At 63.1% G+C, this 15,360-nt stretch carries 6 protein-coding genes; all 6 read left to right on the forward strand.

The window, feature by feature from the left end:
• The first annotated feature begins 353 nt into the window (after positions 1-353).
• Positions 354-8,825, forward strand: coding sequence for a non-ribosomal peptide synthetase (locus FA94_RS35125; RefSeq protein ID WP_156126774.1), 8,472 nt, complete (start codon positions 354-356; stop codon positions 8,823-8,825).
• A gap of 769 nt (positions 8,826-9,594) precedes the next feature.
• Positions 9,595-10,290 (forward strand): DNA alkylation repair protein, encoded by a 696-nt coding sequence (locus FA94_RS35130; protein ID WP_035560653.1) that lies wholly within the window; start codon positions 9,595-9,597, stop codon positions 10,288-10,290.
• 158 nt (positions 10,291-10,448) lie between these two features.
• Positions 10,449-11,372: a DNA/RNA non-specific endonuclease gene (locus FA94_RS35135; RefSeq protein ID WP_035560657.1), complete on the forward strand. Its 924-nt coding sequence runs from the start codon at positions 10,449-10,451 to the stop codon at positions 11,370-11,372.
• Between the two features lie 254 nt (positions 11,373-11,626).
• Entirely contained in the window at positions 11,627-14,017 is a 2,391-nt protein-coding gene (locus tag FA94_RS35140; RefSeq protein WP_035560660.1) for an ATP-binding protein, read from the forward strand.
• A 44-nt stretch (positions 14,018-14,061) separates the two neighbouring features.
• Entirely contained in the window at positions 14,062-14,799 is a 738-nt protein-coding gene (locus FA94_RS35145) for a methyl-accepting chemotaxis protein (protein ID WP_035560662.1), read from the forward strand.
• Complete coding sequence (locus FA94_RS35150) at positions 14,796-15,335, forward strand: hypothetical protein (protein WP_035560665.1); 540 nt, start codon at positions 14,796-14,798, stop codon at positions 15,333-15,335. The genes FA94_RS35145 and FA94_RS35150 overlap by 4 nt, the downstream gene beginning before the upstream one ends.
• Positions 15,336-15,360: the final 25 nt, after the last annotated feature.

The raw sequence follows: 15,360 nt of genomic DNA on the forward strand, positions 1-15,360 counted from the left end.
CGGCCGTATTGAACGCAGTGCTCGACATCGCGCGCCATCTCGTCGTGAAGCCGTTCAAGCCTTTCCTTCCGTCGATGTGAATGGACTCGCAGGAGGGGATGCGGCGTACTCGTTAAATCCCGGTATTCAAATCGATAAAAAATCGCATTTGAAACATTGTGCCGCAGCGCTTTCGGCCGGCACATGGCGGTGCGAATTCAAAGAGGAGTAACGCTCGAGGCGTGGAGCGGCAAACGCACGCATTAATCGTCACGGACCTCGTGAACTTGCGGGCTATTTCCGGAAAGCCGGCATCGGTCGATAACGCGTCGTTGTTTCAGTAGCCATCCCCTTTCCAGAAGGAAATCGCTGTTGTGAACAGATCCAGTCACACCGAATTGCAAGCATTGACCGCACCCCAACTTGAGATGTGGTTTGCGCAACAACTCGCTCCGGAAAACCCTCGATTCGACGTTTGTTTTTATCTGGAGATTCATGGGCCGGTCGATACCGTTGTCTTCGGGCAGGCTTTACAGCAATTCCTTTCTGAAGCCGAGGCGCTGCACCTACGTTTCGTCGATACGGCTGGCGGCCCGATGCGGAAACTCATCGGGCCGCCCCTGTTGTCATTCGATTGTGTCGATCTGTCCGGCGACGCCGCTCCGTTCCAGGCGGCGCTTCACGCAATGCGGGTCGACGCCTCGACTGTTTTCGACCTCGCCGAAGGACCACTCTTCAAGTACGCCCTGTTCAAGCTGGATAGCCAGCATTTTCTCTGGTATCAGCGCTACCACCACATTGCACTCGACGGCGCCAGCATTCCGCTTGCGACGCACCGGGTCGGAGCGATCTATTCGGCGTTAATGCGGGAGCGTCCGATTGCGGCGGCGAACTTTGCGACGCTCGACGTGTTGCTGCAGAACGATGCCGCGTACCGGCGCTCTGCCCGCTACGCAAGTGATCGCGGCTATTGGCGTGATTACGTCGCTGAATTGGCCGGCGCAACGACGATGACAGGCGGCCCGCCTGATACGGGCGGTCTGTTCCGGCGACGTTCGATCGAGTTGTCGCAGTCTTTGACGGCGGCGCTGGCGGCCGCTGAAACACCGTTCTGCAAATGGCCACAGTTATTCACCGCGATCGTGGCCGCCTACATGTTGCGAATGGCTAATCTTGGGAGCGGTGTTTTCGACTTCCCGATTGCCGCGCGGGCGAAGGACACGCGCGCAACGCCCGGGATGTTCGCCAACGTGGTGCCGCTGAAGGTGTCGATGTCGACTGACGACACACTGGCCACGCTGACCCAGCGTGTCGATAGCGAGATATTCAGACACCTGAAGCACCAGTATTTCCGTGGCAAGGACATCCGGCACATGCTGGGCGCAGCCGCGGCGCCGATTTTCGGCCCTCGGATCAATATCGTCCCGCTCGACGATTCGTGGCGTTTCGACGGCTATCCGGCCACATTGCATGCGCTGTCGAACGGCCTCGTCAACGATTTCGCGGTGACGGTAATGGGGCGGCCGGGCTCTCCCGGCTTCGTGTTGCATGTCGACGCCAATACGAATCTGTATGACGACGCCAGCGTCGCGGCGCATGGTCGACGATTGCGGCAATTCATCGAGAGCGTGCTCGCCGATCCGCAACAACCCCTCAGCCGCATCGGTCTGCTCGGGCACGATGAAAGGCGTCTTCTGCTCGACACCTGGAATGCCACATCGCGGCCCTATCCGGACCAGCTTTGCATTCATCAACTCGTCCAGCGCCAGGCTGACCGTCATCCCGATGCCGTTGCGATCAGAGTCGGCAACGAGTCGCTCAGCTATGCCACCCTCGACGCACACGCCAACCAGCTAGCCCGTCACCTGCTCGACCTGGGCGTCGCGCCCGAGACCCGCGTTGCCCTTTGCGCGCAGCGCACGCCCGCGCTCGTTGTTGCGATGCTCGCCATTGTCAAAGCCGGCGGTGCGTACGTCCCACTGGATCCCGTCTCTCCCGGATCGCGCCTCGTCCACATCGTCCAAGACGCCGCGCCTGCAATGCTGATTGCCGACCGGGCCGGATGTTCCGCCTTCGGCGACCTATTGCCCAGCACGCTCCCGCTCATCAATCTCGACGCCGAAACGCCCTGCTGGGCCGAGCAGTCGAAGTCCCCGCTCAGGTTGGATGGCCGTGAAGCCACCGGGCTCGCCTACGTGATCTATACCTCGGGTTCCACCGGTCTGCCGAAGGGAGTCATGGTCGAGCATCGGCAGCTCGTCAATCTGGTCTGCTGGCATATTGGGCGCTTCGGTCTGCGGCCCGGATGCGCCAGCACCGCCACGGCGGGCCTGGCCTTCGACGCCACCGCCTGGGAGATCTGGCCTGTTCTCGCCAGCGGCGCCACCTTGCTGCTGCCGCCGCCGGGCCTGGCCGATCCTGCCGCGATGCTCCACTGGTGGCGGGATCAACCGGTCGATACCGCGTTCCTCGTTACGCCGCTGGCACTGCTCGCGATCGACGCCGGTCTGCCTCGCAGGCTGCGCCGCTTGCTGGTCGGTGGCGACCGCCTTGCGCAGCGTCCCGCCGCGCTGCCCGAGGCCGTCGAACTGGTCAACAACTACGGCCCCACCGAAACGACCGTGGTCGCCACATCGGGCATTGTCAGCTCGGGCGACACCGTGCCGACCATCGGCAAGCCGATCGCGAACACCCGCATCTATCTGCTGGATGCACAGTACGAACCGGTGCCACTGGGGGCCGTGGGTGAGCTATACATCGGTGGCGCGGGCGTGGCGCGCGGCTATCTGAACCAGCCGGAATTAACCGCGCAACGCTTCCTGCGCGATCCGTTCGCCGGTGCGCCCGACGCCCGGATGTACCGCACCGGCGATCTCGCCCGCTATCTGCCGGACGGCAACCTGGTGTTCCTTGGGCGCAATGACGAGCAGATGAAGATCCGGGGTTTCCGGATCGAACCGGGCGAGATCGAGGTCCAGCTTGCGACTCATCCCGAGGTGCGGGAGGCGGTCGTGCTCGCGCGGGTCGATCAACCCGGCGAAGCGCGCCTCGTCGGCTACGTCACGCTGCACGATGGCGCGACAGCCGGCACCGGACTGCCGGGCGTGCTGCGTGCCCACCTCGAGCGCCGGCTGCCGGACTACATGGTCCCTTCCGCCTTCGTTCACCTCGAGCGCTTGCCGCTCACGCCGAACGGCAAGCTCGACCGCAAGGCGCTGCCTGCGCCGCTGGACGACGCGTTCAGCCTGGAGCAGTACGCCGCGCCGCAAGGCGAGATCGAAACCATGCTGGCCACTCTCTGGCAGGCATTCCTCGGCATTGAACGTGTCGGCCGGCACGACAACTTCTTTGCGCTGGGCGGGCACTCCATTCTCGCGGCACGTCTGGTGGCGCGTCTCGGCGCGGCGTTCGACAAGGAATTACCTTTGCGCTGCGTCTTCGATGGCCCGACCATCGCGCAGCTTGCGGCCGCCGCGGCCGCGAGTTCCGCGTCGGTGAGCCGCGCGCCCATCGTGGCGGTGGATCGTCACGGCGAGCTACCACTCTCGTTTGCCGAAGAGCGGGCGGTGGCGCTCGAAACGTCGTCGACGAGCACCGGGATTCTCAATTCTTCGTGCATCTTCCGGTTGTCTGGCAGGCTACGTCGTGACTGGCTTGAGCAGGCAATAGCATCGGTTGTCGCACGGCATGAAATTCTTCGCACCCGCTACGCTGCGGATCCAGACAGCGGCGCATTCTGCCCGGTGATCGACGCGCCGACGAACTTCCGGCTGGCTATCCGGCCGGTCGACGCGCTCGAACCGGACGGTCTGCGCGCCGCGCAGACGGAGGCCGCCGTGATGCCCGACTGTTTCCGCGGGCCGCTATTTCGCGCGACGTTGTTCGTCGAACAGGACGTAGACGGCGAACACGGCGAACACGTCGACCGCGCGCTTCTCGTGATCGGCGTCCATCACATCGCGATCGATGCGATCTCGTGGACGATTGTCTGGCGCGACATCGCGCGCGCCTATCAGGCTCTGCGTGCTGGCCATCTGCCGAATCATGCGCCCGAGCCGATCCAGTACCGCGACTACGCGGCCTGGCAACGACGACAATTGAGCACGGAACGGCTGGCGCAACTGCGGCGGCACTGGCGCGACAAGCTGACCGGCGCGCCGGTCTGCCTGAACCTGCCGTTCGACCGCGCGCGTCCTGCCGTCGTGACGGACCGCGCCGGGCGAATCGGTCTTGAGCTACCGGCCGAGCTGAGCCGAAGCGTCCGCCGAACCGCGTCGTCGTTGCGGCTGACACCGTTCGTCGTGCTCGAGACCCTGCTGGCGATTCTGTGCAGCCGCCTCGCGCACAGCCGCGACGTCGTGATCGGCACCGTGACCGAGGGCCGCAACGCACTCTCTACCGAGAACGTCGTGGGGCTGTTCGTCAATACGATCCCGCTGCGCCATACGATCCAACCGTCCGCTTCGATCCAGAGCCATTTGCTGCGAGCGTCGGAGGAACTGCTGATTGCGCTGGAGCACGACGCACTTCCTTTCCCGGAGATCGTCTCCGCCGTCAATCCGGTGCGGCTGGCTTCTCACGATCCGCTGTTTCAGGTGTTCTGCCAGTTACAGCCGGGCGCTGGCGAAACCGAGGCGACGCTCGCGGGCGTGTCGGTCGACGCAGTGCCACGCGAGAATCCCGGCCGCGGCGCGGATCTCGCCATCGTGTTCCAGCACGCGGACGATGTCTTGAAAGCGGAAGTCGCCTACAGCGTCGATCTGTTCGATCACGCGAGCGTGGAAGCCATCGTCGCGCTCTATCTGACGTTGATTTCACAGGCGATGCGCGATCCGGCGGCATCGGTCGATCGGCTCTGGGATGCGTGCGTCGCATTGACCCGCGCGTCTGCGCACCGTGTGGCGCTGAACAGGCTGATCGACCGCCCGCCGTCCGCCACGGGTGCATGGTATGGACTGTCGCCGGCCCAGCAGGCTGTCTGGATGCAGGAACAGGCGTCGCCGCCGGGCTCGTCGTATTTCTCGCTGGCGGTGATGCGCTGCGCACCCAAGGTCGACCGCGGCCGGCTGGAAGCCTCTGCGCGCGGGCTGATCACGCAAATCCAATCGCTCCGGCTGGAATGGACCGATAGCGGATTGCAGCGGGAGACCCCGGTGCCCACCACCCGCTTTGCGAGCTTCGCCGACAGGGCGGCACTCGCGCCGGATGCGCAATTGCAGGCGGTGTACGACTGGCACCATGAACTGAACGACCGGCGTGGCGATCAATCGAGCGACATCGCGGTGTTTCACTGGTCCGATTGCGCCGTGGTCGCGCTCCGCTCACACCATATGCTGAACGACGGGTGGTCCGCACTGCGCGCATTCGAGCGCGTCGCGAAGAACTATGGACAACTCGAACGCGATCCTGCGCATGCATTCGAACCGGATCGCGGATTTCTCGACACGCTGACACTGGAGCGCGGCTACCTGGATTCGCCCGAACATGCGCGTGACGCGGCGTTCTGGCAGAGCGCCTGCCGCGCCTTCGAGCGCCCGGCGCTGGTGACGTTACTGGCCGACCGGCCGTATGCGACGCATGCGCCACGTCGCATCGCGTCGCTGCGCCGGCCACTGCCGGCGACGCTGCAAGTCGCGCTGGCGCGGGCCGCGGATACCTTGTCGCTGACGCTGTCGGAATGCCTGACTGCATTGACCGCGCTGTACCTTGCCCGCGTCGGCGGCGAAAACGAGGTCGCGTTCGGCGTGCCGCTTCTGAATCGGCCCCGGGAAGCGCTCGATATTCCTGGTCAGTTCGCCAAGGTGATGGTGGTTGGCGCATCGTTCGATCCCGCCGCCGATACGCTAGCGGATGCAATCCAGCGCGTCTGCCGCGCGCACCGGAAAGTGCTGCGGCACGGCCGCTATCCGCTCAGCGAACTGGTGCGGCGCCATGGGTTCGATCCGCGCCACGCCGAGGTCAGCATCAACACGTTGTTTCTGCGGCGAAGCGTCGAGGTTGCCGGGGCGCCGACCCAGGTACGATGGCTGAGCGGGCCAGAAAGCGGCCTGTCGTTTCTCTACACGCAGTTCGGCCGCGCCGCGCCGATCGATCTTGAACTGCGCTTCAACGACGCGCTGTTCGACACCGCGACGATCTCGCATCACGCGAACCGGCTAATGCACTATCTCGGCAACGCGTGCGCCGGCCTGATGTTCCCCGTCGGTGACATCGCACTTTTAGCGGCGGACGAGCGCCGGCTGTTACTCCAGACATGGAACGCGACGGAAGCCCCTTATCCTGACGAGCTATGCCTGCACCGGTTGTTCGAGCAACTGGTCGAGTTCACCCCGGATGTCACTGCGCTCGTAGGCGACGATGCGACGCTCAGCTACGCAGCGCTCAATGCACGTGCCAACCAGCTCGCGCACCAGCTGATCGCGCAAGGCGTGCGGCCCGATAGCCGCGTCGCGATCTGTGTTGAGCGCGGCGTGATGATGATCGTCGGCCTGCTCGCGATCCTGAAGGCCGGCGGAGCTTATGTGCCGCTCGACCCGGACTATCCGCGCGAACGGATCGGGCACATCCTCGCCAACGCCGAGCCGACGCTGCTGTTGATCGACCGCGCGGGCCGGCGCGCGCTCGACGATCTGCTGCCGCCCGCCGTTGCGCACATCGATCTCGATGCGTCGCAGCCCGCCTGGTCGGCTCGCCCCGACACCGATCCGGTCGTGCCGGGTCTCACCTCGCGCCATCTGGCCTACGTGATCTATACCTCGGGTTCCACCGGTCTGCCGAAGGGAGTCATGGTCGAGCATCGGCAGCTCGTCAATCTGGTCTGCTGGCATATCGGGCGCTTCGGTCTGCGGCCCGGATGCGCCAGCACCGCCACGGCGGGCCTGGCCTTCGACGCCACCGCCTGGGAGATCTGGCCTGTTCTCGCCAGCGGCGCCACCTTGCTGCTGCCGCCGCCGGGCCTGGCCGCCGATCCTGCCGCGATGCTCCACTGGTGGCGCGATCAACCGGTCGATACCGCGTTCCTCGTTACGCCGCTGGCACTGCTCGCGATCGACGCCGGTCTGCCTCGCAGTCTGCGCCGCTTGCTGATCGGTGGCGACCGCCTTGCGCAGCGTCCCGCCGCACTGTCCGAGTCGGTCGAACTGGTCAACAACTACGGCCCCACCGAAACGACCGTGGTCGCCACATCGGGCATTGTCAGCTCGGGCGACACCGTGCCGACCATCGGCAAGCCGATCGCGAACACCCGCATCTATCTGCTGGATGCACAGTACGAACCGGTGCCGCTGGGGGCCGTGGGCGAGCTATACATCGGTGGCGCGGGCGTGGCGCGGGGCTATCTGAACCAGCCGGAATTAACCGCGCAACGCTTCCTGCGCGATCCGTTCGCCGGTGCGCCCGACGCCCGGATATACCGCACCGGCGATCTCGCCCGCTATCTGCCCGATGGCAACCTGGTGTTCCTTGGGCGCAATGACGAGCAGGTGAAGATCCGGGGTTTCCGGATCGAACCCGGGGAGATCGAGGTCCAGCTTGCGACTCATCCCGAGGTGCGGGAGGCGGTCGTGCTCGCGCGGGTCGATCAACCCGGCGAAGCGCGCCTCGTCGGCTACGTCACGCTGCACGATGGCGCGACAGCCGACGCCGGACTGCCGGGCGTGCTGCGTGCCCACCTCGAGCGCCGGCTGCCGGACTACATGGTCCCTTCCGCCTTCGTTCACCTCGAGCGCTTGCCGCTCACGCCGAACGGCAAGCTCGACCGCAAGGCGCTACCTGCGCCGCTGGACGACGCGTTCAGCCTGGAGCAGTACGCCGCGCCGCAAGGTGAGATCGAAACCATGCTGGCCACTCTCTGGCAGGCATTCCTCGGCATTGAACGTGTCGGCCGGCACGACAACTTCTTTGCGCTCGGCGGGCACTCGCTGATGGCCGCTCGTCTGCTGAACCAGGTGCGCGTGACATTCGGTAGGGACGTCTCGCTGGGTGCGTTATTCGAGGCGCCGTCCATCGCCCTGTTCGCTGAAAGACTCGAGGCCCACGCAGTCCCACGGCAAGATTTTGGGGCGCTGAATGTTCTGCTGCCGTTGCGCACCCAAGGACAGCATCCACCGTTGTTCTGCATCCACCCAGGCGGCGGGTTCGGCTGGCCTTATGCGGGATTGCTGCGCTTTCTACCCGATCGTCCGCTATATGCGCTGCAGGCGCGCAGGTTAAGCGAGCCGACTCGCCGCTTCGACACGATCGAAACGATTGCTGCTGACTATCTCGAACAGATCCGCTCGGTGCAGCCCACTGGCCCTTACCGCCTGTTGGGTTGGTCGCTCGGTTGTCACATCGCGCATGCGGTCGCCACCTTGCTGCAGCATCAGAATGAGCGGGTCGAGCAACTCATCATGTTCGACAGCTATCCGATCCCTCCCGCAGTCGAGATGCCTCTCCCGCCGACCGACCTGCAAATCGCGAAGGTGCTGTTTCAGTCGCTGTCCGATACACCGTGGGAGGATGCTGACATGCCGTCGTCGCCCGATGCGATCCGGCAACAGCTCAGTCGCGGAAGGGAGAGTGTCCACGGGCTGGGTGACGAAGTCTTCAATGCGATCTTCGACGAGTTAAAGGCCACGCCGGCGCTGATCTGCCAGTTCAGACCGGGCGTATTCGACGGCGATTTGCTGTTCTTCCGTGCCACCCGCACCGAACCGGACAATGCCTTGCTGGGCGAGTCAACCGCGTGGCAACCGTACATCGGTGGACATATCGTGACCCACGACATTGCGTGTCTGCACGAGAAGATGTTGCACCCGGAAGCCCTGGCGCTAATCGGCCCGCTAGTGGCCGCCGCGCTGCGATAGGGTCGATCGTCGAGACAACGGTGAGGAATTCCAGGAGACGAGGCCGCTGCCGTCAATGGTGAGGAATTCCAGGAGACGAGGCCGCTGCGTCAACGGTGAGGAATTCCAGGAGGTGAGGCCGCTGCCGTCAATGGTGAGGAATTCCAGGAGGTGAGGTCACTGCCATTAACGGTGAGAATTTCCAGGAGGCGACGCCAGTGGGATCAGAGGTGAGCTGTTCCAGGAGATCGTGCGCAGGTCGCTGATCGGTGAGTCGATGCGAGAACGGAACAGCACCTATGACGTCTGGAAAAGCCTCCGAAGGTGGGGCGTTCCAGGAGATCGACTGCAAAGGTGAGCGATTCCAGGAGGTGAGAAAGTGTCGTGTCGAATCCGCACCGTCGATATGGTGAGGATTTCCAGGGAGTACTTTGGCGACGTGCAGAACGACTTGCCGGGGCGATTGCGCAGACAACCGTCAGCTAAAAACGCCAAAGGTGAGGATATTCGGGAGCGGTCGAGGTGAGAATATCGCTACCTGTCCCCGCACTTTAAATTCAAAGGTGAGGGAATTCGGGAGCCTGGATCGGTGCCCGCATCCGCCGGTTTTCCGTCACGCCTGACGTTGGTTTACTGGGAAACTAATGTTCGCTTCGGCTCACTTCGAAACCTGTACGCTCGCATCAGCGCCCTGCAGAAAAGACAGCGTCACCCTACCCGCCTGCAAAAAAACCGGCTGGCGCGAATCGAAACTCGTCCCCGAACTCGTTTATGTGGAACGCTTCCCCCAATGACGCCCAAGACTTTCGCCAAAGAGATCAAGGCCGCGCTCGCACCGCACGCCGACGCGCAGCGCGCGCCCGCCATGCGCGCCTACATGCGCGATCAGTTCGACTTTATCGGTGTGCCCACCCCGCTGCGGCGGCAAGCGGTGCTGCCGGTGTTCAAGCGGCTGGAGGTGGAGAACGCCGAGCATTTGTTGGCTTGCGCGAACGCCGTGTGGACGATGCCGGCACGCGAATACCAGTACATTGCGACCGACCTGCTGGCGCGCAAGTGGAAGACGCTGGCAGTAGCAGACATCGCGCATCTGCTGGAGATCGTGCAGCGCGCTTGCTGGTGGGATTGCGTCGACCCGCTCGCGGGCGTGGTCGGCGACGTGCTGAAGGCGGCGCGAACGCACACGCCGCAAGCCCAGGCCACCATGGATACGGCGCTTCAACATGACTCGCTGTGGGTGCGACGTGTGGCGATGATTCATCAGCTCGGCTGGCGCGATCACACTGACGAAACGCGTCTGTTCGGCTATGCACGCTCACTGGCCAACGAAAGCGATTTCTTTATCCGCAAAGCGATCGGCTGGGCGTTGCGGGATTACGCTTGGCACGCGCCTCAAGCGGTGAGCGGTTTTCTATCGGCTTCCGGCGACATCATGTCGCCGCTCACCGTGCGAGAAGCGTCGAAGCATTTGCCGCCGATCCGCTAACCATCGCAATCGTTTATCTCGCGCCGGAGCAACTAGCACCTGTGCGATTGCGTCGCCTGACTCACATCAATCTGCAGGGAAGTAATCGCCGCCTCGTCGCCCTCGACCATTGATGATGGGTACTCAGATCGACCCGTACCTCATCAAGGAGTCCGACGATGCCCGTCACGCTTACCCGGAAAGCCACCCTCGCCGACAAGGTTCGCCTCGGCCGGAACCTGTCGGATTCGCTCGACAAGGCGGGCAGGGAACCCACTACATCGCCCGACGAATTGAGCGGGCGTCATGGCTACAACGCCGACTTCCTGGCAGGCTGGCGCATCGCCTTCCCCCAACCCGCCGGCGACATTCGCCCGCTTCGCCGGGGAGGGCCGGGCGCCGAACTCAGGTATCAAAACTTCTCGGTGATCATGTCGGCCTCGCGACGGCTTCCGCTCATTACCGCGGTCAATATCGACGGTGCGCATTCGCGGCAAGTGCCGCGCACCGACGTGTGGTGTTTCGACGGACGGCTCGACAAAGACGATCAATGGGGAGACGCGCTTTACGACGGCAATGCACTGGACCGAGGTCACATGGTGCGTCGAGAAGACCCTGTCTGGGGCACGCCGGAGGAAGCGCGCACGGCTAATGCCGACACGTTCCATTTCACGAACTGTTGCCCGCAAATGGCGAGTGTCAATCAGAAGGTCTGGCTGGGACTCGAAGACTACGTTTTGCGGCACGCCAGGGTGGATCGGATGCGCGTGTCGGTCTTCACCGGCCCGTACTTCGGCGCGAACGATCTGGCCTATCGCGATGCGCTGATTCCGAAAGCGTTCTGGAAAGTCGTCGCGATCGTGACCGAAGACGGCCGTCCTTCCGCGACCGCCTATAAGGTCGATCAGGTGCAGGCGCTCGAGCACCTCAGGTTTGTCTACGCCGGGTATAAGACGTTCCAGATCAGCATCCGCAATGTGATGCAAAGCACGCATATCGATTTCAGCGCGCTCATTCCCTACGACGGGTTTTCTCAACATGAAGTAGCGCAAGGAACCGAACTGGTCGAGCTACTCGATTCCTTCGAAAGCATTCGAGTCTAAAGACGCCGGGCGCTATGCGCGCAGCTTGTATCAGCGGTGACAGCAGAAAAATTGGCCGATAAAGATTAACGGCTTTTCATTCGAAAACTTTAGCGATTTATTTACGGATTTTTATACGCGCCAGAACAGTGTAGTCATCGCTTAGTAACAAACCTCGGCAATACTCGGCAGCGCTGCAAGTGAGACCATATTTCGTACAAAACGCGCTGCTCCGATCGAGGGTTGACGCGAAGGCCAGACCCCGGGGGGTTCAAATGACTATCCGTCATCGCATCACGCTATTGGTTGTTTTGATGTTCGTCGCCTTGTCGGCGATCGGCGGCTACGCCGTTTATCAGACGCGCGGCAGCGCGGCCGAAGTACGCAAGGTAACGGAAGGTGTGGTGCCCAGCGCGCTCGCCTCCGCCGACCTCGTCTCGCAAGTCAAGGACGTGCAACTGGCCACGATGACGCTGGTCTACGCGCCCGATGCCAACATGGTGACGCAGGCGCAGGACGAGCTGAAGAAGAAAAAAGCCTCGCTGCAACAGGCGCTCGCCTTGCAGGCTAAAGACGCCGCGAGCCACGCGCAGCAAGGTCTCGTTTCGCAGGCCAACGACAGCCTCGAGAACTATTTCTCCGCGATTACCGAAACGGCGAAGATGAAGGCCGACGGCAAGAACGAACTCGCCCAGGCCTATCTGTTCGCCAACGTCGCGCAATACCGCGACGAACTCGAAGGCATTGTCGAGACCTTGCGCGTCGAGAAGAATCGCCAGAAAGACGACGCGATCACGGCGTTGAACGCCACGCTGTCGACCACCACCACGGCGATTGCCATCGTCACCGGCATCGCGATCATTCTGCTGACGTCGATCGGTTCGCTGCTGTACCGCCAGATCACACGCCCGCTGAGCCGCATGCAGGCCATGATGAGCGAGATCGCGTCGAGCCAGGACTTCACGCGCCGTGTGCCGGTGGGTCGACTCGACGAGATCGGTCATTCGATCGTCGCGTTCAACGGCATGATCGAGAAGATTCAGGAAAGCTCGGCGCAACTGAAGCAGAAAACCGCCGACATTCAGGCGATGTTGCAGAACATGCAGCAAGGTATTCTGACCGTGGTCGACGGCGCGGTGATCCACTCGGAGTACTCCGCGTATCTGGAAGACATCTTCGAAACGAAGGACATTGCCGGCCGCGACCTGATGGACCTCGTATTCGCCGACACCGATCTCGGTTCGGACGCGCTCTCGCAAGTCGACGCCGCCACGCACGCGTGCCTTGGCGAAGACTGCATGAACTTCGTGTTCAATCAGCATCTGCTGCTCGGCGAGATTTCGAAGCGCATGCCCGACGGCCGCGCGAAAATCCTCGACCTGAGCTGGTCGGCGATTACCGACGAAAACGACGTGATCGTGCGCTTGATGCTGTGCGTGCGCGACGTCACCGAATTGCGCAAGCTCGCGGCGGAAGCCAGCGAACAGCGTCGCCGTCTCGACATGATCGGCGAGATTCTCGCGGTCAGCGAAGAGAAGTTCCATCACTTCATCGAAAGTTCGGCCGGCTTTGTCAGCGAAAACGAGCGCATTATCCGCAAGCATTCGGAAGCGGATCACGCGGCAATCGCCGAACTGTTCCGCAACATGCACACCATCAAGGGCAATGCGCGCACGTATAACCTGCAGCATCTGACCAACGTCGTCCACGAAACCGAGCAGAGCTATCACGAACTGCGCCAGCCGGACGCGGACCGCCCGTGGGATCAGGATCACCTGATGCAGGAACTGACGCGCGTGCGCGAAGCGATCGAAAGCTACGCGAAGATCAACGAACATAGCCTCGGCCGCAAGGGTAAGGGGCCGGCCAACGAAGCGGGCAACGCCGGCCGTTTCGTGATGGTCGAGAAAGACGACATTCAACGCACGCTGAGCATGCTGGATCAGACCAACGCCGGCGAACTGCACGAACTGCAATCCATGCGCGACGCGATGCGCCGCACGCTGCGGGCGCTGGGCAGCGAGAGCGTGGCCGACGCGTTGTCGGGCGTGCTGGATTCGCTGCCGTCGCTCGCAAGCGAATTGGGCAAGCCGGCGCCGGACGTGCGGATCGACGACAACGGCTACCGTCTGCGCGGTCAGGCGGGCGGCACGCTGAACGACGTGTTCATGCATCTGCTGCGCAATTCGATGGACCACGGCATTGAAACCGCCGACGTGCGCGGCGCGCACGGCAAGACGCCGGCCGGTACGATCGATATCGAAGTGGGCGTGGACAGCGGCGCATTGCAGATCACGCTGAGCGACGACGGCCGCGGCCTCGCGCTCGAACGGATTCGCGGTATCGCGGCGGAACGCGGCTGGATCAACGGCGACGAAACGCTCAGCGACGAAGCGATTGCCGACTTCATTTTCCGGCCGGGCTTCTCGACCGCGGAAACGGTCACGGAAGTGTCGGGCCGCGGTGTCGGCATGGACGCGGTGCGTGCTTTCCTCAAGCGCGAGCACGGCAGCATCGAACTGCGTTTCACCGACGATCACAAGGGCGCGGCATTCCGTCAGTTTCAGACGATCGTCTGCCTGCCGGACAGCTTCGCGGTGGATACGCTCGGCGTGAACGCGCGCGGTGAAACCGGCGAGCTGCAACTCGACGCGATGGCGGACTGAGCGCGGGTCGATGCGCGTCGCGATGAACTTCGCAAGGAATGGTTGTGATTCAACAGTATGGTTTAGCGGCAGCAGCAGCCGGCAGCGCGATCACCGCGCTGCTGGCGTTTGCCCTCCACAAGCTGCATAGCGCGAAGCTGGCTGCACGTTTGCGTGCCGAAGCGGAAGCCCGGATCAACACGCTGATGGCCGAGAAGGTCGACCATGGCGACGTGCTGCGTCAACGCGAGCAAGCCGAGCAGGAACTGCTCGCGCTGACCGAGCAGTTGCGCGACGAGCTGCGGCAGCAATCGGCCAGCGCCGACGAACTGCGCGCAACGCTCGACGCCCTCACCGGCGACAAGGACCAGTGGACCCAGCAGGCTCAGCGGATCGCCGGCGAAGCCGCGCGTCTGAAGGGGCTGGGCGCGACCTTCGAGCGCTGGCACGAGCAGATGATTTCGCTGATGACGCAGAACCACGACATGCACGCGAAGAACCAGGAGCTGTCGTCGATCGTGCGGCATGTGGTGATCGTGTCGCTGAACGCGTCGATCGAAGCGGCGCGCGCGGGCCCGGCGGGCCGCGGTTTCGCGGTGGTGGCCAGCGAAGTGCGCGCACTCGCGGCGCGCTCCGAAGAGTTGTCGAAGAGCTATCGCGACAGTCTGCATCGCAACGACCTGACCACCACGTCCACGTTCCAGGACATTCAGGCGGGCGGCAAGATGATCTCGGCGTCGCTGGCGAGCGTCGAGTCGCTCGCCAATCAGTTTTACGCGAAGCTGCATCAGGTGCCGGCGTGATTTCCGACCACGCCAAAGACAGCTTCGAACGCATTTTTCGCAAGGCGGCGCAGGCGCGCTTGCCGCTGGATTCGAGCGACCTGTTCGAGATCGTACCGATCGACGACGCGAGCGCCGGCACGACCAAAGACACGCAGGTGGTCGTGCTGACCATTTCGTCGATCGTGTACCGGCTGTTGCTGATTCTCCATTTCGACGAGAACGACAGCGCGCGCCAGTACTACCTGAAAGAGGCCGACGAGCGCTCATTCAAGGAAGTCTTTCTGGAAATCTGCAATCTCTGCTGCGGGGCGATGAATCAGGAATTGCTGAATCACTTTCCCGATCTCGGCATGTCGACGCCGTATGTGCTGAACGCGCGTTGCCTGCCGCATTTGCATGAATTGAAGCCGGGGCTGCTGTCGTCGTATGCGATCACGCTTAACGGCGACGTGCGCCTCGCCGCGACGGTGTGCGTGTGCGCGCATGCACCGATCGACTTCGTTGCGGACACCAGCGCGATTGAAGAAACCAGCGGCGAGCTGGAATTGTTTTAACGACCCGGCGATTCGCCGCAGTGAG

It is taken from the genome of Burkholderia sp. 9120 (genome assembly GCF_000745015.1).
Lineage (GTDB): Bacteria > Pseudomonadota > Gammaproteobacteria > Burkholderiales > Burkholderiaceae > Paraburkholderia.

Bases quoted from the DNA above. Each gene is read 5' to 3' on its own strand.
- FA94_RS35130 (WP_035560653.1), top strand. From the start codon at position 9,595: ATGACGCCCAAGACTTTCGCCAAAGAGATCAAGGCCGCGCTCGCACCG.
- FA94_RS35140 (WP_035560660.1), top strand. From the start codon at position 11,627: ATGACTATCCGTCATCGCATCACGCTATTGGTTGTTTTGATGTTCGTC.
- FA94_RS35135 (WP_035560657.1), top strand. From the start codon at position 10,449: ATGCCCGTCACGCTTACCCGGAAAGCCACCCTCGCCGACAAGGTTCGC.